The sequence below is a fragment of the Terrimonas sp. genome (assembly GCF_003075435.1).
Classification (GTDB): Bacteria; Bacteroidota; Bacteroidia; order Chitinophagales; family Chitinophagaceae; genus Agriterribacter.
In genome coordinates this window covers 1-25788 of the sequence record NZ_QCZJ01000027.1, presented here as the reverse complement: position 1 = coordinate 25788, position 25788 = coordinate 1, and the positions used below count along the sequence as shown (strand labels likewise).

At 39.4% G+C, this 25788-nt stretch carries 20 protein-coding genes; 16 read left to right on the top strand and 4 right to left on the bottom strand.

The genetic code is table 11. The features are described 5' to 3' along the window. Nucleotides 1–47: 47 nt before the first annotated feature. Genes DC498_RS26685 through DC498_RS21355 form a run of 3 tightly spaced genes read right to left on the bottom strand, consistent with a single transcriptional unit; the run spans nucleotide 48 to nucleotide 1247 of the window. Nucleotides 48–260 carry a GDCCVxC domain-containing (seleno)protein gene (locus tag DC498_RS26685; RefSeq protein ID WP_072188924.1) on the bottom strand — a complete coding sequence of 71 codons (213 nt, stop codon included), beginning with the start codon at nucleotides 258–260 and terminating at the stop codon, nucleotides 48–50. A 1-nt stretch (nucleotide 261) separates the two neighbouring features. Beyond that, nucleotides 262–882 (bottom strand): mercuric transport protein MerTP, encoded by a 621-nt coding sequence (gene merTP, locus DC498_RS21360; RefSeq protein WP_240628069.1) that lies wholly within the window; start codon nucleotides 880–882, stop codon nucleotides 262–264. Then, entirely contained in the window at nucleotides 879–1247 is a 369-nt protein-coding gene (locus DC498_RS21355) for an ArsR/SmtB family transcription factor (RefSeq protein ID WP_054282574.1), read from the bottom strand. Before DC498_RS21355 ends, merTP begins: the two co-directional genes overlap by 4 nt. A gap of 520 nt (nucleotides 1248–1767) precedes the next feature. Between DC498_RS21355 and DC498_RS21350 the strand changes: the two genes are divergently transcribed. The 9 genes from DC498_RS21350 to DC498_RS21310 all read left to right on the top strand — a co-directional run bounded on the left by DC498_RS21350 (nucleotide 1768) and on the right by DC498_RS21310 (nucleotide 7590). Beyond that, a complete protein-coding gene (locus DC498_RS21350) occupies nucleotides 1768–2151 on the top strand; it encodes a single-stranded DNA-binding protein (protein WP_116876229.1) in 384 nt (127 codons plus the stop codon). A 39-nt stretch (nucleotides 2152–2190) separates the two neighbouring features. Further along, the gene (locus DC498_RS21345) at nucleotides 2191–3264 is read left to right on the top strand and encodes a DUF932 domain-containing protein (protein ID WP_116876204.1); all 1074 of its coding nucleotides are present in this window, start codon (nucleotides 2191–2193) and stop codon (nucleotides 3262–3264) included. A 55-nt stretch (nucleotides 3265–3319) separates the two neighbouring features. Next, nucleotides 3320–3697 (top strand): hypothetical protein, encoded by a 378-nt coding sequence (locus DC498_RS21340; RefSeq protein WP_133176932.1) that lies wholly within the window; start codon nucleotides 3320–3322, stop codon nucleotides 3695–3697. Between the two features lie 11 nt (nucleotides 3698–3708). Then, nucleotides 3709–3942 carry a hypothetical protein gene (locus tag DC498_RS21335; protein ID WP_116876202.1) on the top strand — a complete coding sequence of 78 codons (234 nt, stop codon included), beginning with the start codon at nucleotides 3709–3711 and terminating at the stop codon, nucleotides 3940–3942. 64 nt (nucleotides 3943–4006) lie between these two features. Further along, entirely contained in the window at nucleotides 4007–4651 is a 645-nt protein-coding gene (locus DC498_RS21330) for a prtrc system protein e (RefSeq protein ID WP_116876201.1), read from the top strand. An 18-nt stretch (nucleotides 4652–4669) separates the two neighbouring features. Then, the gene (locus DC498_RS21325; protein ID WP_116876200.1) at nucleotides 4670–4888 is read left to right on the top strand and encodes a PRTRC system protein C; all 219 of its coding nucleotides are present in this window, start codon (nucleotides 4670–4672) and stop codon (nucleotides 4886–4888) included. A 17-nt stretch (nucleotides 4889–4905) separates the two neighbouring features. Continuing rightward, the gene (locus tag DC498_RS21320; RefSeq protein ID WP_116876199.1) at nucleotides 4906–6060 is read left to right on the top strand and encodes a hypothetical protein; all 1155 of its coding nucleotides are present in this window, start codon (nucleotides 4906–4908) and stop codon (nucleotides 6058–6060) included. Between the two features lie 10 nt (nucleotides 6061–6070). Further along, on the top strand, nucleotides 6071–6787 hold the full coding sequence (locus DC498_RS21315; protein WP_116876198.1) for a PRTRC system protein B: 717 nt from the start codon (nucleotides 6071–6073) through the stop codon (nucleotides 6785–6787). After that, nucleotides 6784–7590, top strand: coding sequence for a PRTRC system ThiF family protein (locus DC498_RS21310; RefSeq protein WP_116876197.1), 807 nt, complete (start codon nucleotides 6784–6786; stop codon nucleotides 7588–7590). Before DC498_RS21315 ends, DC498_RS21310 begins: the two co-directional genes overlap by 4 nt. A 657-nt stretch (nucleotides 7591–8247) precedes the next feature. On the opposite strand, the gene DC498_RS21305 is transcribed toward DC498_RS21310, so the two are convergent. Continuing rightward, entirely contained in the window at nucleotides 8248–9924 is a 1677-nt protein-coding gene (locus DC498_RS21305) for a recombinase family protein (protein ID WP_165813920.1), read from the bottom strand. 144 nt (nucleotides 9925–10068) lie between these two features. On the opposite strand from DC498_RS21305, the gene DC498_RS21300 reads away from it, so the two are divergent. Genes DC498_RS21300 through DC498_RS21270 form a run of 7 tightly spaced genes read left to right on the top strand, consistent with a single transcriptional unit; the run spans nucleotide 10069 to nucleotide 24952 of the window. Beyond that, on the top strand, nucleotides 10069–11313 hold the full coding sequence (locus DC498_RS21300; protein WP_116876195.1) for an exonuclease SbcCD subunit D: 1245 nt from the start codon (nucleotides 10069–10071) through the stop codon (nucleotides 11311–11313). A 2-nt stretch (nucleotides 11314–11315) separates the two neighbouring features. Continuing rightward, complete coding sequence (locus DC498_RS21295; RefSeq protein WP_116876194.1) at nucleotides 11316–15050, top strand: AAA family ATPase; 3735 nt, start codon at nucleotides 11316–11318, stop codon at nucleotides 15048–15050. Nucleotides 15051–15086: 36 nt separating this feature from the next. Then, complete coding sequence (locus tag DC498_RS21290) at nucleotides 15087–16382, top strand: ABC-three component system protein (RefSeq protein ID WP_116876193.1); 1296 nt, start codon at nucleotides 15087–15089, stop codon at nucleotides 16380–16382. Beyond that, nucleotides 16375–17073 (top strand): ABC-three component system middle component 1, encoded by a 699-nt coding sequence (locus tag DC498_RS21285; protein ID WP_116876192.1) that lies wholly within the window; start codon nucleotides 16375–16377, stop codon nucleotides 17071–17073. The genes DC498_RS21290 and DC498_RS21285 overlap by 8 nt, the downstream gene beginning before the upstream one ends. Further along, on the top strand, nucleotides 17039–19333 hold the full coding sequence (locus tag DC498_RS21280) for an AAA family ATPase (RefSeq protein WP_116876191.1): 2295 nt from the start codon (nucleotides 17039–17041) through the stop codon (nucleotides 19331–19333). The genes DC498_RS21285 and DC498_RS21280 overlap by 35 nt, the downstream gene beginning before the upstream one ends. A gap of 42 nt (nucleotides 19334–19375) precedes the next feature. Beyond that, nucleotides 19376–21652, top strand: a complete 2277-nt coding sequence (locus DC498_RS21275) for a hypothetical protein (RefSeq protein ID WP_370443931.1) — start codon at nucleotides 19376–19378, stop codon at nucleotides 21650–21652. 57 nt (nucleotides 21653–21709) lie between these two features. Continuing rightward, nucleotides 21710–24952, top strand: a complete 3243-nt coding sequence (locus tag DC498_RS21270; protein WP_116876189.1) for an SNF2-related protein — start codon at nucleotides 21710–21712, stop codon at nucleotides 24950–24952. The last annotated feature ends 836 nt before the right edge of the window (nucleotides 24953–25788 follow it).

Here is a 25788-nt window from a genome sequence, read left to right as displayed (position 1 = left end):
AATTTCCGTCTGTACCAATTTTGCATTCAATTCAATGTTATAGGCTATCAGCAGCAGGAAGTCCCCAATTGTTTAGGAGGGCATTTAATGGTTCCATAACTGCAATAAACGCAACAGTCACCTTGTTTGGGTTTTAGTCTTGTTTTGCAGTTTTCACATTCATAAAAAAACTGGCAAGCATCAGTTGGCATTGTTTCTTCTTTTTGGTGCCCGCAGTTGGGGCAGGTGATTACTGATTGAAGTATTATTGTTGTGCCCATTTTATTTGTTGTCAATGATGGTTGATGAAGTTACTTTATAGCCGATGCTGTTTATACTGTTTGCAATAGTGTCAGCAGATGTTTTACTATTGTCAAACTTTACGATTGCATTTCCATTTTTGTAAGATGTATTAGCTTCAATAACTCCGTTTACTTTGGAAAGTTCTCCGTTTATGTGAGCTGTACAACCTTCACAGTCCATTCCGCTAATGTTGAGTTGAACCGTTGCAATATTGGCTTTATCAACTATGATTACTTTTGTTTCTTGTGGCTTGGAATAAAATATTTTAGCATAGTAAGGAAACGCAATTAGAAGTCCCGCTATAATTGTGACGATGGCTAAAAATGATTTTGATTGCCAAAATGATTTTTTGTTATCTGCTTCGCAATCGCAATCAACCTGTTTTTGTGGTTTCAATTTTTTATACCAGGCAAATGCGAAAATTGCAATTGTTAAACAAATTAAGTAAGGTCTGTATGGATCCATCCACGAAAAAGATGAGGCAAGTCCGCTTGCACCACCCAAGAAAGCCAAAACAGGAGTAATGCAGCAAAGCGAAGCTGCAACTGCCGTCAACAGTCCTGCAATCCAGCTTTTATTTTTTTTTGTTGTCATTGTCATACTGTCGCCAAATTTTGGTGATTGATAATTTTAAAAAACGGTCTTAAAATTTTCAAATGTTCACTGCGTAATGAATAGAAAATAGTTTGTCCTTCCTTTCTGGCTTCAATAATATTCCTATCTTTTAGTTTGCGTAAGTGTTGAGAAACAGCCGGGATGCTCATTCCTAAAATATCGCTAAGGTCGCAGGGGCAGAGTTCATTTTCTTCTTCAAGCAAAAATAGGATTTTCAATCGTGCTTCGTTGCCTGCCAAAGCAAGAACCTGTCCCAACTGTAAAAAGGCTTTTGAATTAGCCTTTAATTTTTCACGGCAACTTTTAATTTGTCCGATGTCTGCTTGCAACCTGATGCAGGTATCACCCATTGTCAAACTTTTTGTTTTAGCAAATGTAAGAATTATTTACTTATTTAAGCAAATACTTAAATATAATATAGATACTCCATAAGACATACTCACAAAACACCCATTAAAATTCATTTTTCTTTAAAAGTGCATGTCCCTTTGGGTCGGGTCATTCCAGGGTACGCTTCGCTTCCGTCCCTCTTTCATCGGGACCGGCTCGTACCTCACCGCCTTACATCCCCCTCATGCTTTATTATACAAGTGAATAACAAGTCCTGATTGGTTGAGATAGCAACCAACCTGCTTTGGCATTTTCCAACGAAACGGGTAAAAAGGCAGCTAAGATAGTTACGCCTTCGTTGCTACGAGCGCATAATGCTGCGCTGCGCTTGCACCCTTCGGGACTTATAGCTCTCCGCGCCTCCGTCTCCACTCTGTCGCTGCTTTCTTTTTTCCCGTTTTTTCTTTTGGAAAAATGCTTTTAGGGCAGGCGGGTGAAAAAAAAGTAAACAAAATGGTTTCACAATTAAAATTAAAAATCATGAACATCATTGGCAGATTAACGAGGGACGCACAAATCAGCACCTTGCTGAGCGACAAACAGGTAGTGAATTTTTCCGTAGCAGTGAATGACAGCTACCGTAACAAACAGGGCGAACGAGTGGAACACACCGAGTATTTCAACTGCGCCTACTGGATTTCAACAAATGTAGCAAAGGTACTCACCAAAGGAACATTGGTAGAACTCAATGGCAGGGTGAGTGCAAGAGCATGGATTGGTGGAGATGGTGAGGCACACGCAGCACTCAATTTCCATACATCAAAAATCAAATTGTATGGAGGCGGTAAACGGTCCGTAGCAGGTGGTAACAGAAACGACTCCGCAGTACCTGCTAACAATGGCACAGACGATTTGCCTTTCTAATCACTCATTTTCATTTATCAACTTTTAAAAATTACAATCATGGCACATAATCTTAATTATAACGAACGTACAGGCAAATACAGCTTCTTTAGCGTACAGCAGAAAGCATGGCACAATTTGGGACAGATAGTAGAGCAATATCCCACCAGTGCAGAAGCTATCAAATACGCAGGGCTTGATTTCGAGGTTATCAAATCTCCTTTATATACTCGTGGCACAGGCATAAGCATAAGCAATGACGGTGAAATAAAAGAAGGTGGCAACATCTTACTGCCCGACAATTTCGCAACTATGCGTACCGATACCAATACGGTTTTTGGCGTAGTAGGAAAAGATTACCAAATAGTACAGAATGCAGATGCCTTTGCCTTTTTCGATGCTATCGTAGGTGGTGGTGATGGTATCCTGTATGAAACAGCAGGTGCATTAGGAAACGGAGAACGCATATTTATTACGGCTAAACTCCCTGACTATATCCGAGTAGGTAACGGTGATGATGTTACCGAAAAATACATCTTCCTGACCACCTCACACGATGGTACAGGAAGTATTACCGCAGCATTTACGCCTGTACGTATCGTTTGCCAAAACACTCTCAATGCAGCATTGGGGAATATGTCCAACGTGGTACGCATTCGCCACACATCAGGTGCAAAACAACGTTTGGAAAATGCTCATAAAGTAATGGGACTGGCTAATCAGCTAAGTGTACAACTGGAGGGCATATTCAATCAATGGACAAAGGTGCGTATCTGTGATGAAGAGGTAAAGAAACTTATCCAACTGGCACTTTGCCCCAACAAGGAAACATTGGACGCACTCAAAAAAGGTGCAGAGGATGAACTGTCAACCGTTTTTAAAAATACGGTGGAAGATGCCTTTGCTTACGCAATGATGGCAGATACACAACAGTTGAATACTACCAAAGGAACAGTGTTCGGGGCATACAATGCGGTAACAGGTTACTATCAGAATGTACGCAATTACAAGGATGATGAAAGCAAACTCCAATCTATTGTAATGGGAGGCACAGCACAGGCTAAAGCACAACGAGCATTTGAGTTGTGCAGCCAGTTTGCAAAGGATGGTGCAGATGTGCTTGCATTGAACTGAAGTAACAGGACAGGCAGCAATGCCTGTCCTTATTATCCACTTACAAATCAAGTATATGAAACCGTTAGATAATTTGATAAACGTAGAGAAAGCAAAGTTGTTGCACGAATTATTCCCGCAGGAAATTCCTGCCTTATTGGAGTACACTAACAATATGTGTCTTACCATACAGGAGGACGAACAATTAATACGCAACCAGTGGGAAAACGGCTTGCTGACCATTGAAGCATGGTTATCCTTTGTTGAGGAAGTGAGGAATAAGATAAGCAGGTATGGAAAACGACTGCATACGCAAAGCCGCTTATTTGCCGACCAACTTTTTGATGGTTATGTCGCATTGTACATGGTGCATTGTATGACCTTATACACCACTATCAGGAAGCACAATAATCCTAAGTTCACATTAGCCATTGATCTATTATTTAACCCGTAAAATACAAGGTTATGGAAGCATTGATAAAACTATTAGAAGCTATGCCATATCCGACTATGTTTTTTGTCGGTTTAGCAATCAGGTTGTTTGTTGGTATGCGACAATTCAACCGCAGGGGCTTAGGTGGGTTACAGCATTTCAATAACTATTTCTTGGGATTAATCACACTTGCAATAGAATGGATGTTGAAATGGGCAGCATTAGCCCTAATGCTGTGTGGGCTGTGGGGATGGCTGTTTCGATAAAACAATATTGAGGCAAAACTATACAGGGCTGTATAGAAATTCTAATAACAAAAAAAATTGAACAATGGAAACAACAAATTTTTTCAGCAGCGTAGCTGCATTGAATATAACAGGCGACCTGCAAGTAACTATACGGAAGGGAGCAGAAAGTAACTGGATAGTATCGGTTATGCTCAACAATGAGCAATGCGGGGACGAAGCAAGGAAACTGATACCGCCTCTTAATCTTAGAGGAAGTGCCGAAGAACTGGATAACGGTTTCTTTGAACGAATAACTGCACCAATACAGACCGTTTCAGGTTTAATGGTGGACATGGAAGGCTTTATGAAACAGTTGGAAGAAGTGAAAAAGCAGTCTGCTATGGAAAAAGAAAAGGCAGACAGGGAGCGAAAGGAAAAAGAAGCCAGAGAGAAGAAATACAAAGAAGCGATGCAAAAAGTAGATGAACTGGAGAAGGAAGGGAAATACAGGGACGCATGGATGAAAGTGCCTGACCCATCAGAATATCCCGAACAGGCAGAAACTATCCGCAAACGAAAATCATCCTTATCCTCAAAGTTTGCACCTGACTTGTTTGGTAGCAGTGCAACGCCAGTAGCTGACGAGCAGCCACAAAGGGATGAAGTGAATGCCGAAGAAGAAGGCAACGAAGAAAATGCCGAAACAACCGACGAAGATTGGGAAGAAGATGAAGAAACAAATCAATAACCTGTAAAACGAAAAGTCATGTTAATAGCAAAGCAATTAGACAGGGTTTTCCTACTCAAAGAAAACGGAACGGATATAAGGCTTACAGACCCTGAACCTTCATGGAGTGTGGAAGCCGTAATGAACTTTTACACCAATACTTATCCCATACTCACCACCGCCAAAATATCCGCACCACGAATTGAAGATGATACCGTACAGTATCGTTTTGAAAGTGTGATGGGAACAAAAGGTTAATCTTAAAATTTAAAGCAATGGAATATGCAGCACAATATTATATCGGGCATTATCCAAATGCCCCAAAAGCAAAGGCAAAGAAAGCTCTACAAACAGTTGGGCGAGTTCACAGCATGGGTACAAAGGACAAAAGACGCACACGAAATAAGCAAGGACAAACGCAGGTCAGTACCGCAACAGATGTTGCCAATGGTTTTTTAAGAACCACTTTTCTGCCTAAACTGGAGGCGATGAAAACGGTACAACCTCCTACAAAAGTGGAAAAAATAGAAACTGATTTTTATTGCTCCCTTTGTGCAGTTGCCAGGCATTACAACGGCTTCGAGCCTACGGATACAAGGATGTTCGGCTATCCTTATAATATCGCCCTTTCTGTATGGGAAGTGGAGAATCATTTAAAACGGAACATTAGAAACTGGAACAGTTTGCAGTTGGTACAGGATGATAAGGGAAAGACCTTTTTCATAAGCGAGGAACAATACAATACAGGAACAACCTTGTTTTACATCCCTGTGATACCGTTATATAAAATGCTCAAAGAACCGAAGACAAAAAGAGCAGCCCGACTATTATTATCAGTATTTGCTTACCTGTATCATGTAGCTGATATACCTTATTACAGGCAGGAGGATGCTTACATCTATTGGCAATACGAAATGATTGCTGATTGGATTGAACAGGACGATGAAGCAGAATTGGACAGCCGTAAAGAAGAATTGAAGGTTGCTCAATGGTGCGGTGAAAAGATGGAGCAGAAAATATTCAACCGTAAAAATCTGGATGTGTTTGCAGAACGGATAAAGGCATTCATACCTGCAAACGATTTTGAACAGGAGTGCCTGAATGTAGCGAAGGGAATGTTTTCACTTTATACTGATTATCCTGCAACAACGGTTTTCCAAAACGCAAAATATGTACAGGATGATGAAGAACAGGAGGACGAAGTAATTGCAATGAGAAAGTATATCTCCTTTATAGCAGATACAAAGGGATGGCTTTATGAAACGGTTGCTGAAAGTGTAAACAATGAGTTCAATGAATGTGGTACAACAGAAGAACCTACCGTATTAAAAAAGTTTAACGGTACAGCAATTACCGATTGCAGCCTCGAATTTGAAAACAGGTTATTCCCATTGATAGGCGATTTATGTTACCTGCTGAATAACGATTAAAGTAATTACCATGAAAGATGTAATGGAAAATATCGGCACACTTTACCATCCTAAAACGGCTTTGGTATTTTATGAAGCAAAAGGAATGAACGCAGAAGTCTATGTAGAATATTTTGATATGGATAAGAATGGCAATCCTATTAATGCCCATCCCTTAACCATTAAGGAAGCACAGCGTTTGTCAAAGGCTTTGGACACAGCAAGAGAAGGCTGTAAGGCTTTTCTGAAGCCTAAAGGCATCATTGCTTCAAATATCCTTTACACAGACCCTTCAGAAAACGGCTTTGTGATGTGGTTTACAAAGGCGACCTGTAAAAATCTCTTTTTCGTTGAAGGTTTAGGCATTTCAAACGGTATGGCAGGTGTACCCGCTTTACTTTGGATAGCCAACAAAGAAAAGCTGCATGTTTATGCCTTAAAAAGCGACAGGAAACCCACCGAAAACACGCCACTTTATCATGCTCCATTTTTCAATGTATATGCGGAGGGAAGCGTATGTATGGGTACGGTGGATGTCAATATTAGAAGGTCAGCATCATTGGAGGAATTTACAGCCGCATGGGAAGCCTATTTCTTTAACAGCTATTTCAGCCACCTGATGCAAAACCATGACCCAATACAAGGCAACTGTGTTAGTTTATGGAAGAAGCTGCGAAAAACAGGTGAGCCATTTCCAAAAGACGTATTGAAAAAAACAGGCAGAACAATAAAAAATATACTAAGATGAAAACGGATAAAATAAAGGTACACTTTACAGACAATGACCTAATCGCTCCCACCAACCCCATTGAGGTAAACCTTATAGGAGCTGGAGGCACAGGTTCAAAGGTGCTGACCGCATTGGTAGAAATGAATTATAGCCTGAATGAATTAGGACATGCAGGGATAGCGGTCAGGCTTTGGGATGATGATATAGTAACAGATGCCAATTTAGGCAGACAACGGTTTGCCGAATGTGAAGTAGGGCTGTATAAGTCCGTTGCCCTGATAAACCGTTCCAACAGATGGGCTGGCACGAACTGGAAAGCTGAAACCGCAAAGTTTGAGAGGGATAGTTTAGACAGGCTGCCCGAACACGCACAGGCAGGTATTTACATCTCATGCGTTGACAGCGTGAAAGCACGGTTTGAAATAGCTGAAATACTTAAAGGGCTAAATAATAACAGGGCATACCGCAACCAAGCCAAATACTGGATGGATTTCGGCAATAGCCAATCCACAGGGCAGGTACTGCTATCCACTATCGGCAGTATCAAGCAACCAAAGTCTGAAAAATATCAGGCGGTGGCAAGCCTCCCATTTATTACAGATGAATATGGCGAACTGCTGAAACGGTCTGAAGAAACAGATAATACGCCAAGCTGTTCACTGGCTGAAGCATTGGAAAAGCAAGACTTGTACATTAATTCCTCCCTTGCCCAAATGGGTTGTTCCCTGCTATGGAACCTTTTCCGTCACGGAATGACCGAAAATAAAGGCTTCTTTCATAACCTTGACAACTTCACTACCCAACCGATAAAGGTCGCCTAAAGCCCTCCCAGGCGGCACATCGGCATACCTTTCCCCCGTAGGCGGAACGCCGCTGTGCGGGAAGCGGTACAGCCACTTGTCCGTAATCGGATTTCCACCGATCACATATCCCGGCATCCGTTTCCGTACAACAGACTGTGGCATTTATTGATTGATATTTTGCAGGCTTCTGCACTACATATTGATTTTAAAAAATTACGTACATCAGTAAGGCGATGCGTCTGCCAAATCACAATGCCATACTGAAAGCCAGTTTATTATGTTGCTGAAATATCGGTCAACAGCTTTAAATCCGCTAAAAAATGGTTCGAGTTTTGTACCACAGGGTTCACGAAAAGGGACAAAATGAAATTTTTCATCTTGTCCCTTTTGTTTTTCAGTAAGTATCTAATTGCCAGGTATTTTCATATTTTCCATTTTTCTTTATCCTGAAAAGTTTTCAAAGGCACTCATTTTATACATCGAACCAAAATCTGTAATTACTTGATAATTTAACTGACTTAAAATAAGTTGATTACAAAGACTTTCCGAGATAAAATAACACATTTATGTCCTAGTCCCATAGGGATGACCTCTTGGGACTCGAACCACTTAAATCATTAATAGACAATAAGTTTTAACGGAAGTTCAGAGCGGCTTGAATATACATCGAACCGCTTAATCATAATTATAGGTGGGTAAATTCGTATTCTTAAGGATGAATTGACTGTTGTAAAACTCAACTGTAAAGTTCGCTAGATCATATAAAAATGACAGGGTATGCTGAATCTGGGAAGCTGAATGATGCACTCCTCTTCGTTGCTCTATTTCGATAATCAGTTTATAGTCTGCTGACAGTGCATCCAGTTCTATTAAATTGGGTTCATTAGTAATTGGTGTTTTTATGAGATGATTATAAATGGTCTTCACACTATCTTCAAGTAAATTTCTAAAGCAGTTCTCATTCCATAATATCGGATTTCTAAACAGTAAGGTGATCAACCGTCTTTTTTGATCAATGCTTGCGCTTTCGTATATGTAATCAAGCGAAGACAGTGTTCCTGACATGGCGTCGAGTCTTCCTTCCCAAAGTTTAAGGGAAATAGATGAATTGTCGATTTTACGTTTCAACATTTCCCTTTTTGTCTGGCACTCCTTTTTTAGTTTATAATATTCCGGCGCATCAATATCTTTTGAAAGAAGTAACGAACGTGCTGTTATCATATGATCCTCTAACTCTTCAATCTTTTTGACAGTGCGATGCTGATTGATCATGGTTAAAAAAGAAAAGGCCTTGTAATTTTTTCTAAGAATTGAATGGAATAATATGTTGTATTCTACATTTGGCTTTAATGATTTTATCATGCTGATAAAGGAGTTATGCACTTTTTCTGTTCTTATTCTGAAGCCACAATTACAGTGATAATAAAAATACCAATTCGTTCTCCCTTTTGATCTACTGCCTGTTAGCTTTTGAAAACAGAGAGGGCAATAAAGAAATCCCCTGAAGGGTAACATTTCATTGGCGATTTTCTTGCTTGCATTCGTTATCATCCTGCTTTTGTTTTTAAGGACATTTTGTACTTTGTCGAAAAGCAGTTGCGAAATGATTTTTGCATGTTTGCCACTTGCCATCTGTGGTATAACCTGTTTTCTATCTATGATGATTTTTCCGCAGTAAACCGGATTTCGTAGTGCCTGACAGAAGTTATTTAACGAGCAAACCAGACCCTTTTTTACAGACATTCTGTGGATTTCACGGATACTAAATAATCCCAGGCTAACCTGTTCAAATGCTTCTCGCATCAATGTCGCTTCAGGTTCTTGTATCGTTATATATTTTTCTCCAGTCGCCGATTGCGTGTTTCGATACCCAATAGGAGCACTTCCCATCCATCTACCCATCGCACGTGCTTTTTGCATCTTTTCCTTTACATTCAAGGAACGTATATCATTTTCTACTTCAGGCGTTACCAGGTAAATTGCCAGGACCATCTTGTTTTCAGGAATACTTATATCCAATGGCTGTTCTATGGCTTGCGGAATGATATTTATATCCTGAAGCTTTTTAATCATCAGGTAGGCTTCGGCTATATTTCTGCTAAACCTGTCCCATTTAGTAAAAAGAACATAATCCGGTCTATGGGCTTTGTGGGTTTTGTAACCCACCAATAAAGAGGACCATGTTGGACGTTTGAAATTCCTTGCGGGAAAATCCTCAAAGTAGACATTTTGAACTTGGATACTATTTATCAGGCAATGTCGACGCAACATGTCTTCCTGATATTTTACCGAAAATCCTTTTTCAGCTTGCTCATCTGTGCTGACGCGAATGTATAAATCTGCTTTTTTCATTTTGAATTTTATCGAAAATGGCTCTGCCTTCATTTTTTTAATAAAAAAACCTGAAATATGTATTCTTTTGATATTATATTATTATTTTATAAGCAAATTGCTTGCAATTTCATCGAGCAATTTTAGATACAACCTTAGTCCATTATGAAAATTCTACATACCGCCGATTGGCACATTGGTCAACTTTTCCATGAGTACGACCGCACTTACGAACATCAGCAATTCTTGAATTGGCTGTTGGAAACTCTTATCAATGAGCATATAGATATTCTGCTAATCAGCGGCGACGTATTCGATCTATCTAATCCGTCTGCGGCGTCCATCAAAATGTTTTATTCCTTCTTAAATCAGGCCGTAAAGGCAAATGCTGATCTACAAATAATTATTACAGCAGGGAACCATGATTCTCCGGCAAGGTTGGAGTCTCCCAAACCACTATTGGAATCTTCCAATATTCATATTATAGGCTTGATAGAAAAAGACGAAAATGGGACGATTGATTACAGTAAAATCATGATACCGTTAAAGGGTAACGATGGTAATATAAAAGCATGGTGCATCGCTGCCCCTTTTCTAAGAATGGGGGATTATCCCTTAATCGCCAATTGTGATAATCCATATTCCGAAGGTGTAGCAGCGTTTTATAAAGAAGCTTTTGAATATGTAGATTCAAAAAGGCAAGCTGGCCAGGCCATAATCGTAATGGGACATTTACATACCCAACAGGCTGAAATAAGTGATATAGACAAAATGGAGCGATTGATCATGGGTGGTGTAGAGTGCATTTCGGCATCAGCATTTCACGAAAGCATTTCTTACGTCGCGTTGGGACATATCCATAAAGCACAAAGAATTGGCGGCAAGGAACACATCCGTTATTGCGGAAGCCCATTACCTATGTCTTTTTCAGAAACCAATTACAAGCATCAGGTGATTGTATTTGATTTAATAGATGAGAAAATAGAAAGCTTTAAATCAATTGAGATTCCTGTTACGGTCCCTCTAATACAGGTGCCAACGGTTCATAGCTCACTGGTAGACGTTCTTGCTTCACTGCAACAATTGCCACCATTGGAAGGAAGCTACAATATAGCTCCGTACCTAGAGGTACGGGTGCTATTAGATGGCCCCGAACCTGGTCTTCGGCATAAGGTGGAAACAGCACTTGCCGGTAAAAATATACGATTGGCGAAAATTGATGTACGCTATAATATTGTGTTAACAGATTCGGAAAAAAATACAGCGGCAGATCGAACGCAGCTCAATGAGCTAAAACCACTAGATGTATTACATAAAGTGTATCAAAATAAATATAACACCCCAATTCCCGAGGATCTGGTAAAACTGTTTCAGCAGGTGGCTCAGGAAGTAAGTGAAATGGAAGCATAACGATGAAAATACTGGCCATTCGAATCAAAAATCTTGCTTCTCTCGAAGGAAATACAGAAATAAATTTCTGTAGTGAACCTCTTTGTTCCGCAGGGATATTTGCCATTACTGGCCCTACTGGTGCAGGCAAATCTACTATCCTGGACGCACTTTGTCTGGCATTATATAGCAAAACGCCGAGGTACTTGCAGGCTAGGGAATCCGGCATCGAAATAACCGATGTGCAGGGAAGCGCCATCAGCCAGGGAGATGTGCGGGGTATATTAAGAGACGGCACCGGCGAAGGGTTTGCAGAAGTGGATTTTGCAGGTGTTGATGGGCAACGCTACAGGGCTACTTGGCGGGTGCGAAGAGCAAGGGATAAGGCTGATGGAAGCCTGCAACAATATTCCATTACTTTAAAAAACATTGACACCAACACAGATATCCCTGGCAGAAAGAATGAAATACTGGAACAAATAGAACGGTTGGTGGGATTGAATTTTGAACAGTTTACCCGATCCGTATTACTTGCCCAGGGGGATTTTACAGCTTTTCTCAAAGCAGCCAAAGACGAAAAATCTGCTCTTTTGGAAAAGCTTACGGGAACCCGTATCTATTCTGAAATATCTAAGCAGATATTTGTCAATTACAGTAAAGAAAAAAGAGAGTTGGAAGATCTAAACCTGCAACGGGAAGGCATTCTCACACTGACATCAGAAGAAGTAGAAGATCTAAAGCAGCAAAAAGCAACACTTGAACAAAACATAATCATACAGGAAAAAGAAGCGGAGGCGTTAATCAATGAAATTGCATGGTATACCCAGCTTGCGGTGTTACAAACCAGCGTCAGTGCCGCATATACAACACAGGCACAGGCCATTGAAGCCAAACAAAATGCAGCAGGTCGTGAGCAACAACTAAAGCAGGTGGAACAAGTGCAGCCTACCCGGACTTGGGTGGATGGACAACAGGCGGCCGAAAAGCAACTGGCCGAAAAAACAGCATCGCTGCAAGATTTACAGACAACGCTTGATAGCCTGCAACAGCAGCAGGAAGAATTGGATAAGCAATTGCAAACCGCAAATGAAACAGTGGCCGCCGCTATACAGAAGCAGGAAGCAGCGCTACCGCACCTGGAAGAAGCAAGGGCGTTGGATGTACAGATCAAAGAAAAAGCAGAACAGGTAAATCAGGCGGCAACAGAAGTAAAGACCGCAGAAGTTAATCATGAGCAACTGCAGCAACAGCTACAGGCACAGCAGCAGCAATCCGAAGAATTACTTGCGTATATTTCGCAATTACAGCAATGGAAACAAGACAATAGCGCACGACAGCCCATTGCTGAAAATCACAACCTCATCAGTGCAAAGCTTGGGGATGCAGGGACACTGCGGGATGCTGCACAAGTATTGTTACCTCATCTGGAACATACACAAACCTCAATAGCCGAAGCGAAACAGGTAAAAACCGGGTTGAAAACAATATCGGCAGCTATTGTCCAACAATTGCAGGTAGAAAAGAAAAAGCATATCGAAGCTTCGGAGGCTTTAGTGGCTATACCCATTGCATCTTTAGAAAAAGAAAAGGTGTCTACTGACTCACGCATAGAAGATATGATTGCAGCGGAAGCGCACTGGAAAATATTATCCCACGGCGAGGCAGACCTAGATACCCTAAAGCAAAAACTCACCGACAATAAAAGCGAACTAAACGATAAATCGCAGGCACTCGCACGGGCAGCAGCGCAGTTAGTAATTGCCACCGCTGAGCGGGATGCATCGCTCCGTATGCTGGATAAAGCACGTCTTGCGGCCGCTGAAAACGTGGAATCCCTTCGATTACAATTAGTCCCTGAAGAGCCCTGCCCCGTTTGTGGCAGCCTGGAGCATCCCTACGTTGCAGAACAGCCCCAATTGAATCATGTGTTAGCAGAACTGGAAGCGGCACACCAGCAAAATGATAAAGCTTATACAAGCTGCCTGCAAACAGAAAGCAGTCTGCAAGAAACGGTTAACTATTTAAAAGAAACAATCGCCTTGCAGGAACAGGAAACAAGCACTAAAACAACAGCATTTGCTGCCCATCAAAAAACATGGGAAGGCTTTGCCATATACACTCATGCTGCTGAAATACCCAACCAACAAAAAGCAACGTGGCTGGTACAGCAATTACAGGATGCACGGGCGCAACAAAAACACCTGCAACAACAGATACTGTTGTATGCCACAAAAAAGCAGGAACTGGATGCTTTGCAAAACACTATAAACGAGCTGGAACGCCAGCAGAACGAAAACAGCAATTCCGTAAAAGATACAGACCGGCACCTGCAGTCCTTACAGGAACAAGAGGCGCAATACCATAAAGAGCAGCAAAACAACAACCAGGCGCTTGCCACAATAGAACAAAACTTATCTGTTTACTTTACTGCACCGGGTTGGTTTACCAATTGGAAAGCTGATCCTGCGGCATTTCTGCAACGCATCGGCGACTTTGCTGAACAATGGAAAACCGCTACCCAAAAGCTGGAAGGAGATTTCCGGCAGCATGGCATATTGACGGCAACCCTCGAAGCAACAGAAGGACAACTACACCATGCTTCAGTGGATGTACAAAAAAAACAAGACACACTTAGCACTGTAAAGAAACAACAGGATATCCTTAACCAAAAGCGTCAAGCCATCTTTAATGGTGAGGCTGCCGCAACCGTAGAGCAAGGTTTAAAGCAGGCTGTAACAGCAGCACAGCAGGCACTGGAAAAAATTAAGACGGTACGTGACCTGTTACAAACAAGTCTTACCCGTACCCTCACACAAAGTGAACAGACCGAAAAAGATATAGCGTCTTTACGGCAACATGCTATAACCTTTGCTCAAAAGATACACGAATGGCTTGCCGCATTTAATAGCCGCAATACGTTGGCATTGGATGAAGAGCGATTATCGCAATTGTTGACGTATGATGCCGCCTGGATAGAAACAGAACGCACCGCATTGAGGGCGATAGATGATGCCATTACACAAGCACAATCCATATTACAGGAACGCACGGCACAGCTGCAGCAACATGAACAGCAACGGCTTTCAGAACGAAGTGCAGAAGCGCTGACCGAATTACTGAATATAGTGAGAACAGACCTGCAACAGCAGGTACAGCGAAAGAATGAGATCGGTTTCCAGCTACAACAGGATATTGCCAATAAGCAAAAAATAGGCGACCTGCTGGGCATCATTAACGCTAAAGAGCTTATTGCCGAAAACTGGGCTAAGCTTAACGACATCATTGGCTCCGCAGATGGCAAAAAGTTCCGGCTCATAGCACAAGAATATACCCTGGACGTATTGATCAGTTTCGCCAATGTACACCTGGGCATGCTTAGCAATCGCTACCTGCTACAACGTATACCAAACACGTTGGGCCTGCAGGTGATAGACCAGGATATGGGCGATGAAGTACGTACCGTGTATTCCCTTTCGGGTGGAGAATCCTTCCTCGTATCACTGGCACTGGCATTGGGACTGGCCTCACTTTCGTCCAGCCGCATGAAGGTGGAATCCCTATTCATCGACGAAGGCTTCGGTTCGCTCGATCCCGCCACGCTCAATATCGCCATGGATGCGCTCGAACGCCTGCACAACCAGGGGCGCAAGGTAGGCGTCATCTCACACGTGCAGGAAATGACGGAGCGGATACCTGTACAGATCAAGGTGAGTAAACAGCAGAGTGGGAGGAGTAAGGTGGAGGTGATGGGAATCTGATTAAAACAATAAAAGTAAAGAAACAATTTGACCATTATGGCGAAACAAATACTACCACATACAGCAGCAGCAACTTGGAGTGGGTTTATATATCAGGGAAGAGTGGCACTTTATCATGCTTTAAAGCTTATAGCTGAAAAAAGTCCAGATGAGATAAATGCATTACACTTACAACTTGATTCTTTGGAGGATTTTGCAATTGTTAAATATAATCAACAAGGGAATATTATACCTATAACATTGCACCAAGTCAAAGCAGTCAAAAGCAATCATTATTCAACTTATGAGGCTGACTTTAATCAACTTGAACAAAAGAAAGTAGCTACCGGCATAGCAGATGTAGAGGCCTATTTTCATTTATCAACCCAAAATACATCTACAAATGATGAAATAGAAAATCAACATCCAAGATTAAAAATATATTGCTATGATAATAACGATGGCTTTTGTCCATTACCAGAAATTGACAATAAGGTAAAGGCAATTATAGTTATTGCACTTCAGAAATATAATATTCCAGGGCATCAAAACAACAATAACATACAAATATTATATGATATATTGGAGAAGAAAATAGCTGATAAGGTAACATACATTCATGCTAAGAACCATGGAGGAGAGGCTATCGCTGTCGCAGCTTACGAAAATCCAATTTGTTTGTCAGATTTCCTCGATGCAATACGCCAAGATATCACAGCTATCATTCAAGATGAGGAATATTTTGAGGGCAAAATCAAATCTAATCTAAACCGCTATTACCAAGAATTCTGTTTGGATTGTGAAGAAAAGCAGTTGACGGATGATATCAGGACAAAAATGGACAATTATCTATATCTGTTCAACGCTCTCCATTCCACCGATTTTAAGGCTTTTTTACAGAGTATTAGACCACACAAAGAAATATCGTATCGTGATTTACAGGAATATGGGGATTGTTTGAGTGACGACGAAATGAAAGACGCCTTTTTCCAAATACTGCTGACAATTAAAGAATCAAATAATGGAAATGGAATTGGTTGGACGTGTTCCGAAAAAAAGCAATATTACCCGACTTCGATAACCTATTCTAATTCAGATGCTAACAAAAAAAATGCGAGTGAACGCATATTAAAAACAGCATTTAATACGATGGTAGATGTTCCTTTTAACTCGGATTATCTTATCACGAGCGAATGCAATGTCGATGATATAGAAGCTTGTGCAAATAATGTAAGTCACTTAAATACCGGCGACCTAGGGATAGATGACGATGAAAAACGAAATAGAATAACCCAATGGAAAAAGGTTAGCTTAATTGATCTCGAAACAGCAAAAAATAAATTAAATGATTAATCTAATTAGTAGAATATTCGAAGAGGCTGGGCTTGAAGAAAAAGCAAATACAGACTTTAAAATCTATGCACTGAAAGAGCAGCAAAATTACTGGGTGATTGTTCAGTATGATGATCTTGACAAGATTATAAGTGAACAAATTGAGCTTTTTGTAAAAGCAAAAGAAATTATCCAAGAGCCAACATTTGATAAGAACGCTAATCTGCTTGTTTTAAACAAGGTTGACGCAATTTCCAATATTAAACCAGAAAGCTTGTTACAAATTGAGGAAAATCCGTACCACTTTAAAAAGAGTATTCTTTATTACACAGAAGTGGAACTGAAAAATTTAAGTGACACAATTGGAGATTCAATAGCACTCCCCACCATTGAATCATTGATTTTGACAGATACAATATTTGAAAAACATAAAATGTATTTCGATGCTAATGATTTCGAATCATTAGTATACCGAATGGCCATCAAAATACCATTCATTAAAATAAAGATCACGCAGACCAATAACCTCAAATCATTAGAGGAAATCAATAAAAAGTCAGTCGAGAATAATCAGCTTAATGATTTGTTAGAGCAAAATTTTTTTTCGCTGAGTGATGAAGACTTTAGTGCTATGACAGATGAAGCCATTCTTGAAAAATTAAAATCAGTATTGCCGGATGAAAATCAACAAAATCAGAATCCAGAACTTTAAAGTATTTAAAGATATTACTTTAGACTTCAACTCTTCAGACATCATTGTATTTGACGGTCCAAACGGATTTGGCAAAACAACCATTTATGATGCCATTGAATTAGTTTTTACCGGCAAAATAAGACGGTATAATGATTTAAAGTTAAAATTGATTGATGGAAGACAAAGCTTTTCAGAGAACCCCTTCCAGCATGCAAATGCACAGGACGGAGATATCGTAATTACGATCGAGTTTGCTAAAAATGAGCAAATTTATGTATTGGAGCGCCTTGCACAAGTTGACACCATAAGTCCTTATATAGACTTTTCAATATACAAACTGTTCACAAAAGATGATTTTTCTTCAGTAGAAAAAAGCCCTGTTGACAACGAGGAACTATTCTTGGCAGGGATACTGGGCAAGAACTATAACTCAAATTTCCAGTTTCTCAATTATGTAGAACAGGAAGAATGTCTTTTTCTACTGAAACATAAGGATAGTACCAGAAAGAGCCATATTGGTCATTTATTTGACCTTAAAGAATTTGAAGAAAAAATTAAAAGAATTGAAAATTTAAAAAAGAGAATCGACACTATTTTTAATAATAACTTCAGCGAAGCAGAAAGTCTAGCTGAAGAGATAGATAGGTTGAAAGAAAGTCTAACTGAAGAGCAAGAACCGTCCACTTACATTAGACTTTTTGAAAAAAAAGAGTTGAGTTGGGATAAAGAAGACGTAGACACAAATTCGTTTAACTATTTAGATGTAGTGGGTAATGATGGTGTTCTGGAACGTTTAAAAATATTTATTGAGCGAAAAAACTTATTTAATCAATATAGAATAAACAGGGCGGTAGATTATCTACTGGAAAATGAAGATTTGACCCAGGATTTCTTCAAATTTTACAATTTTTTGCCAAAAAAGGACGAATTACGTGATTTACGCACAAGGGTATCCCAACTACAAAACTTGATTAACCAACTAGAATCTCTAAATAATAATACGCTTGATCAGACAATAGATTTAGAAACTTATGAATTTATCCCGGCTGAGCTTAAAGTTGATTTTGCTGCAACAAAAAAAGAACTTTTGTCTGGCTTCCAGGAACTTTCGGGACTGGATAGAATATACTCAGATATTTCCAGATCGAGAAATGAATTAATAGGTGAAATCACAATTTTAAGAGAAGCAGGAACTTCGATTAGTGAATGTATCTTATGTGGTTACGATTGGGGTAACATAGAGGAACTTTTTCTTCAAATCGAAAATAAATCAGAGCAAATCAAAGTAATTAATTCTGATAAAAGTAACAGGCTTCAAGAATCTTTTGTAGCGTTTAAATCAGGAACCGTTAAACACTTAATTGACATTATAAAGGAAGACTTATCTAAGGTTAATTACAATGAAGAATTTGTAACGAGGTTACTCGAAACAGAAATTAACCGCTTTAATGATGTAATAAAATCTTTTGAGTTCCTTAAAGTGGACTATTCACAATATCTAGGTAACGAACAACTACTTGATGTTTCAGCACTCTTCGATAGATTTAAAAATGCAATCACTCCTTTAAAAGATGACTCCGAGATGGAGCTGATCGAGACTTATTTTTTGGCCTATTTCCGCGAGTATTTTGACAATGAATTCAATCAAATTGATGCTGTCCCCGTTGAAAATATAGAAGCAAAGAAAAGGTACCTATCTCACAAATGGTCTTTAAACCAAAACCAACTTTTGCAAGACAAATCAACAAAACTACTTGAGGTGACTAAAAGCAGAGATGAAGCCAGAGAAACTTCTCAAAAATTAAATGGGTTAAAAAACATCTATAATGCTTCATTAAAATCTTACCAGAAAAAGATTATTAAGGATATAGAAATAGTTTTTCATGTATACTCTGGAAGGATTATGCAATCCTTTCAAGGAGGAATTGGGCTATTTATTTTTTCGGAAAAAGATGGCATAAGATTTCAGACAGACTCAAATAAAACATACGATGCTGTCTTTACCATGAGTTCTGGTCAGCTATCTGCCCTCATTATTGCCTTCACATTGGCGCTTCACAAAAAGTATTCGCAGAATAAAATAGTGTTGATTGACGATCCGGTTCAAACGATGGATGAGTTAAATATGTATGGATTTATTGACCTTCTTAGAAACGAATTTAGTGATAATCAGATTGTCATGTCCACTCACGAAGATATGATGTCTGCCTTCATGAGGTATAAATTCAAAAACTATAATCTCAATGAAAAACGGTTAAATCTCAAAGAGATATCATAAAGTTATCGACTGTTACAGAACTAAAATTGGATATGTTTGAAAATGATTAAATACGATTTACATCTTTTAGGTTGGTATGAATTTCAAAAATTATGCTTGACAATTACACAAGAGATTCTGGGCCAAACTGTTATGACTTTCCTAGACAGCAATGATGCTGGTAAAGACGGTGCTTTTTCAGGTATTTGGAAGCAAAAGGACGGCGAAGATTTGACAGGAAATTTTGTTATACAATGTAAGTTCACAAATAAATCAGATAAAAACTTAAGATTAAGTGATCTTGATGATGAGTTTTCTAAAATTGAAAGACTAGTCTTAGAAAAACGGTGTGACTGTTATGTCTTGATGACAAACGCAGGTATTTCTGGACGATTCGAAACAACGTTCAGCAGACAACTCTCCGCTCTTGGTGTTAAAACGTGGAGAGTGTTTGGAAGCAATTGGATATATTCCCAGATTCATGAAAGTACACGGTTGAGGACGCTAGTTCCTCGTATATACGGGCTTGGAGACCTCAGTCAAATCTTGGACGAGCGTGCCTATTCACAAGCAAGACAGTTGTTGCTTTCTATGAGAGATGACCTTTCCAAAATTGTTATAACTACGGCCTATTATAAAGCTGCAAAAGCGTTGAGTGACCATGGTTTTGTCCTTATTATCGGAGAGCCTGCTGCAGGAAAAACGACGATTGCATCGCTTTTAGCTATGGCGGCTGTTGACCAATGGAAATTGTTTACGCTTAAACTGGATACTCCAGAACTGGTGATTAAACATTGGAATTCTGATGCTCCTACTCAGTTATTCTGGATTGATGACGCGTTTGGGGTTACACAATATGAATCAAATTTGGTCAATAATTGGAATCATATATTGCCCCAGGTTAAGGCCATGATCAAACAAGGAATTAAAATAGTAATGACTTCTCGTGACTATATCTACAGGAGGGCGAGGAATGATTTGAAAGAAGGTGCATTCCCACTATTTAACGAAAGCCAGGTGGTAATTGACCTTCATAAACTAACAATGCCTGAAAAGGAGCAGATCCTTTATAATCATTTAAAGCTTGGACGCCACCCCAAACAATTTCTTACCAAGATGAAGCCATTTTTAAATGACATAGCCAATAATAGTCGATTTATACCGGAAACCGCCAGGCGTCTGGCGGATCCTGCTTTTACAAAACAAATGTACATCTCTAAATACTCACTTATGCAATTTGTTGAAAAACAAGAGAGCTTTTTAGAGGATGTTATTCGTGGACTTGATAATGATTGCAAAGCAGCACTTGCTCTTATATATATGAACAATGGTCAAGTAGTAAGCCCGTTAGAATTGGAGCAAAATGAATACGACGCTATCAATAAACTAGGGAGCGACATAGGAAGCTGTATACAAGCCCTTGAGGCTATGAAGGATAGCTTGGTACAATATACTTTCATTGAAGATAACTCTGTTTGGCGCTTTAAGCATCCGACTATCGGCGACGCTTACGCACGAATCGTTTCAAAGAGTCCTGAACAATTAGAAATATACCTATACGGCACAGATATTGAAAAAGTGATGGAACAGGTAACGTGCGGCAATGTCGGACTTGAAAAGACCATCATAGTCCCCAAAGCCATGTACAATATTATTTTAGAACGGATACTGTTATTCAACGAATCCGAGGCATATAAAACAGATTACCTATCAAGATGGGGGGCCAAAAGGAAAATCTACACCTTTCTATCGCGCCGCTCTTCAAAAGATTTCATAAATCTCTACATTTCAAAAAATCCTAAAATATTCGAGCAGATAGTAAAACCTTCTATGTCTTTTCATTATTCCGAAGACATTGATCTAGTCATCAAGCTGAATGAACTACAGCTCCTGCCGGAAAATTACAGGAAGGAATTTGTGAACTATATAGCTCATTTTACAATTTCGGGAGATGATCTTTACGTACTGCGCAATGAAGATTTACAAAAAGTCTTTACTACAATGGAATTAGAAGAGCTGAAACAAAAGATAAAAACACAGCTATTACCGAAGCTTGAAGGAGTAAGGAGAAAAAGAGAGGACGAATTCAAAACATATAATGATGATACGTCAGAAGAGCATATGGAGGATTTTTTCGACAAAATGAATATTCTTCAAGAAGAATTTCGGGAAGAAGAAAATGTTATTGAGGTAATTGAGAACGAAGTATCAAAAGCTAAAAACTGGGTAGATGAACATCTTTTTCAAAAAGATGAAAGGCCCGATAGAGTATTAGATATAACAGAAGAAAAAACAATTATCACAACATCAAGAAGCATCTTCGATGATGTCGATATATAATCAGTGATATGAGCTTGTAACTCCAAATTTTAAGTATATTTCTTAAAGTAAAAGACAGTGAAAGCCCCTAACCTCTTCGACTTCAACTATCATCTTAACCTGCCTGGTCAGGAGGATTTTCCATTGAATCTAAAAGAGCAGGCAAGAGCAGTACGTGATATGCTGCTGAAGGACATAAAGAATTCGGATAACTATTTAATTCTTACGGGATTTACATCGCTATCCAATCTGATTGATGTTTTTGGCGCGACAGATTATCCAAAATTACAGGAACTTCGTATCGTTATCGGTTTTGACCCGGATGAGCGGGTTAGTAGGCGATTACCTCATTATTCACTTCCCACGGAGATCAAAAATTATTGGGTAAGGCAGAACGTAAGCATTCGATTATGTGGGCCCATCTTAAATATTATAGAAAAGATCAACAACGGCATTTATTATTTCAAAGCAAAGGATCGGTTACATGCAAAGATCTATGTAGGCGATGAGGCCGCAATTCTCGGATCATCCAATTTCAGTAAATCCGGCACTGTGTACCAAACGGAGGCGAATATCCGGGTTGAATTGCAATCGTCACCAGTAGAGAAAAATCAGTATAATGACATCAAACGCATTGCAGAATATTACTATGGCATTGCACAGGATTATAATAAAGACCTGATTGAACTATTTAGCAAGCTTTTAAAAGACGCTACCTGGGAGGAGGCTTTGGCAAGAGCCATAGCGGAAATATTAGAAAGCAAATGGATGCAGGACTATCCTGTTTTGTATCAGGCACTGATCACGCACAACCTTTGGCCTTCACAAAAGATAGGCATTGCCCGGGCGATGAAAATAATACAGGATCAGGGAAGGGTTCTGGTCGCGGATCCTACGGGAAGCGGAAAGACAAAATTTGCTACTGCCCTTGCCTATACATTGTTCCATTGGCTATGGGAAAACGGAAGGAAAGATCGTTCTAATGCCTTAATTATCTGTCCAAAGCAGGTAATGGATAACTGGGAAAGAGAACAGGAGCATTTTGCTCTTTATAATAAAATTGAGTCCATGGGCAGGTTAAGTCTTGGCTCCGACAAAAGTCAACGTGTACTGCAGAAAGCAATTCAAAATTCCGATATACTGGTAATAGACGAAGCGCACAATTATTTACATCCTCTGTCGAAGCGAAGCAAGGCCATTATTCCAAAGGGCTCCAGCCATGTAATTCTTTCTACCGCTACGCCTATCAATAAAAAGGTAGATGACTTGCTGAGGTTAATTGAGCTGTTGGATATTGACAATTTAAGCGATGATGATCTAAATACTTATCTCGAATTGAGGAAAAACAGGAAGAAAGGCATAGACAAAAATCATCTCGAGAAATTAAAGCGGTACGTGAACCAGTTTATTGTTCGGCGTACGAAAAAAGAGTTGAACCGAATGATTGATCGGGAGCCTGAGCATTATAAGAACAGATTAGGGCATACTTGCAAGTACCCGAAAACAAATTCCATCGTATATAGTACTGGAGAAACGGAGGGAGATAAAACTATAGCCCAACAGATTTTGTCTCTAACTTTAGAGTTAAAGGGTATCCATTATTTACAGGTTCTGAAAGTACCAGATTATCTGCATACAGAAGAAGATCAGAACATGTACATTAAACAAAGGTTTACATCAGCTACTGCATTAGCGGCCTACATGGTCAGAGTCAAATTACGATCCTCTCATTGTGCACTCTTTGAATATCTCCACGGCACAGATGCTGCTAATCAGAAATTTAGTCTTCATTCAACTAAAAATCCATCAGGAGACATTTTAGGTAAAATAAAGAAATGTAGCTCAAGCCTTCCTAAAAAGCATGTTGACGATTCACTATTGAGTCAGGAACAGCAATGGTTATATGACGAACGCTTATATAAATCCGCTTGTGATCATGAGATACACCTTTATCAAAAAATAGGAGCATTAGCCGAGCAATTAAGTGGAAAACGTGAGCAAAGCAAGGCCGATACGCTCATTGATAATACTAAAGCTCATAGAAAAATACTCGCGTTTGATGCTACTGTTATAACCTTGGACTATTTGTATAAACTCATTCGCGAGAAACATCCTGATATAAAAACAATTGTAGCAGCAGGACATAATACCCGAGATAGAAATGAGGTTATGCAGCTTTTTGCCTTGGGTAATCAGACAGAGGAAAAACTTATTGCCCTGTGTTCTGATGCCATGTCTGAAGGAATTAATCTCCAAGACGCTAGTTGCCTTTTACTGTTAGATATGCCCAGCGTTTTACGAATAGTCGAACAAAGGATTGGCCGTTTGGAACGAATGGATTGCGAGCACAAGGAAATCACGGTTTTGTGGCCCGATGACTCAGATGCTTTTTCTTTAAACGGAGATAAGCGCATGGTAGATACATTACTGTTAACTGAAGATTTAATTGGGAATAATGTAGCTATCCCTCAATCTATTTATGAAAAGTATTTAAAAGCTAACCTTAACACGCACAATGTCATTCGTGCTTATAATGAATATACGGAAGAAGAACATGAATGGGAAGGTGTACGTGATAGCACTCAAGATCTGTATAGTTTGATTGAAGGAGAAAATTCATTAATTGATCACAAAATTTATGACTTATATAAGGATGTTGATGCTACCGTTAAAACAGCTGTTAGTTTTGTCGAAACTGATAATAATTGGTGCTTTTTTGCCTTTAGAGGTAGCACGAGTAAGAGCCCTAAATGGCTATTTATTGATGAAAACAATAAGGGATATACAGACTTCTCAGAGATAACAGAGAAATTGAAACATTATTTAACTAAAAAAGACATTATCCAACGTAGGTGGAAAGAGGTTGATGCATCCCTTACTATAAAACAGATTATTTATAAACTCCGGAGGCAGGAAAAGGCTTTATTACCCTGGAAAAAAAGAAGGGCCTTGGAGCAAGGAGAAAAAATATTAAAGCATTTTACACCAACATTCAAATCAGAGAAGGATAAGCTAAATGCTGAAAGGTTGCTTATGTTATTTAATCCAGAATCCGATGGTGACAATTATGTGGACTTGGATCAATTTGCTGACCTTTGGTTAGATATTCTTATACCCGAACTGGATAAACTCAAAGCTCCCAAAACAAAGCGACGGAAAATATACACTTTAAAAGACCTAACCCATAAAAATGTGAAACTTAATAGTGAGCATCTGGTATGGTTGCTTGAAAATTGCCAGTATTCAAATACGCTGGATGAGATGGTTTCTGCCTGTATTATTGGATTAACTAGAAAGAGTGAAAAACAAGAGCATGGCTAAGTACATCATTTAATAGAATTAGCACGACAGTATTTAATAAAATCAACACAAATCTTTGAAAGTGTTATTAAAATCTATAATTCACTTAGCAGCTTTAAATCCGCTAAAAAGTGGTTCGAGTTTTGTACCACAGGGATCACGAAAAGGATTACTTTAACCGGTAATCCTTTTTTCTTTTCATTTAACAAACGTTGGTTGATTTTCAGATTAATGCAACGAACTCCTTCAATTCTTAAAAATAGCTTTACACCAGTAGACATTCCCTAAATCGACAAAAATGTCTGCATTCGTTTGAGTAAGAACTTGTCAGGCTGGAACAAGCAGCTTTGAACTGGTATGTGTCACCACCATAGTCGTTAAGCTAAGAAGAAAAGTGGAGCTAACTAATTGATAATGAATAACTCCTCGTGGGGAGTTGTTTTTTTATTTTCTCCTCATTGTAGTATTATTTAAGGGCATGAAGTAAGGGGAATTTGTATAATACATGCCCGTTGCAAAAGTAAGCATTTACTACCTAAGAGGAGAAACCAATTAACCATTCGCAGAGAAATTTTATTAGAAGAACATGCTGCAGATATTTTTGCCAACATCAAGGGCTTCCTTTGCTCTGCACAGGCAGAGAAAATAGGCAGGCAAACAGGATTTATTAAAAGAAGCAGTGGCAAAATAACAGCACAGGGTTTTTTAACTACACTAATGGTAGCCGATAGCCCTCAAGGTCAAATAAGCTTGCCGGATCTGACGGCAGAGCTCAGGCAGGCTCATGGTATAGAAATAAGTAAGGAAGCCCTGCACCAGCGCTTCAGTGTTCAGGCGGTTAATTTTCTTGAAAAAGT

Excerpts from the sequence above, each read along its gene's own strand:
- DC498_RS26685 (WP_072188924.1), bottom strand. The coding sequence starts at position 260 with ATGGGCACAACAATAATACTTCAATCAGTAATCACCTGCCCCAACTGC.
- merTP (WP_240628069.1), bottom strand. The coding sequence starts at position 882 with ATGACAATGACAACAAAAAAAAATAAAAGCTGGATTGCAGGACTGTTG.
- DC498_RS21355 (WP_054282574.1), bottom strand. The coding sequence starts at position 1,247 with ATGGGTGATACCTGCATCAGGTTGCAAGCAGACATCGGACAAATTAAA.
- DC498_RS21350 (WP_116876229.1), top strand. The coding sequence starts at position 1,768 with ATGAACATCATTGGCAGATTAACGAGGGACGCACAAATCAGCACCTTG.
- DC498_RS21345 (WP_116876204.1), top strand. The coding sequence starts at position 2,191 with ATGGCACATAATCTTAATTATAACGAACGTACAGGCAAATACAGCTTC.
- DC498_RS21340 (WP_133176932.1), top strand. The coding sequence starts at position 3,320 with ATGAAACCGTTAGATAATTTGATAAACGTAGAGAAAGCAAAGTTGTTG.
- DC498_RS21335 (WP_116876202.1), top strand. The coding sequence starts at position 3,709 with ATGGAAGCATTGATAAAACTATTAGAAGCTATGCCATATCCGACTATG.
- DC498_RS21330 (WP_116876201.1), top strand. The coding sequence starts at position 4,007 with ATGGAAACAACAAATTTTTTCAGCAGCGTAGCTGCATTGAATATAACA.
- DC498_RS21325 (WP_116876200.1), top strand. The coding sequence starts at position 4,670 with ATGTTAATAGCAAAGCAATTAGACAGGGTTTTCCTACTCAAAGAAAAC.
- DC498_RS21320 (WP_116876199.1), top strand. The coding sequence starts at position 4,906 with ATGGAATATGCAGCACAATATTATATCGGGCATTATCCAAATGCCCCA.
- DC498_RS21315 (WP_116876198.1), top strand. The coding sequence starts at position 6,071 with ATGAAAGATGTAATGGAAAATATCGGCACACTTTACCATCCTAAAACG.
- DC498_RS21310 (WP_116876197.1), top strand. The coding sequence starts at position 6,784 with ATGAAAACGGATAAAATAAAGGTACACTTTACAGACAATGACCTAATC.
- DC498_RS21305 (WP_165813920.1), bottom strand. The coding sequence starts at position 9,924 with ATGAAAAAAGCAGATTTATACATTCGCGTCAGCACAGATGAGCAAGCT.
- DC498_RS21300 (WP_116876195.1), top strand. The coding sequence starts at position 10,069 with ATGAAAATTCTACATACCGCCGATTGGCACATTGGTCAACTTTTCCAT.
- DC498_RS21295 (WP_116876194.1), top strand. The coding sequence starts at position 11,316 with ATGAAAATACTGGCCATTCGAATCAAAAATCTTGCTTCTCTCGAAGGA.
- DC498_RS21290 (WP_116876193.1), top strand. The coding sequence starts at position 15,087 with ATGGCGAAACAAATACTACCACATACAGCAGCAGCAACTTGGAGTGGG.
- DC498_RS21285 (WP_116876192.1), top strand. The coding sequence starts at position 16,375 with ATGATTAATCTAATTAGTAGAATATTCGAAGAGGCTGGGCTTGAAGAA.
- DC498_RS21280 (WP_116876191.1), top strand. The coding sequence starts at position 17,039 with ATGAAAATCAACAAAATCAGAATCCAGAACTTTAAAGTATTTAAAGAT.
- DC498_RS21275 (WP_370443931.1), top strand. The coding sequence starts at position 19,376 with ATGATTAAATACGATTTACATCTTTTAGGTTGGTATGAATTTCAAAAA.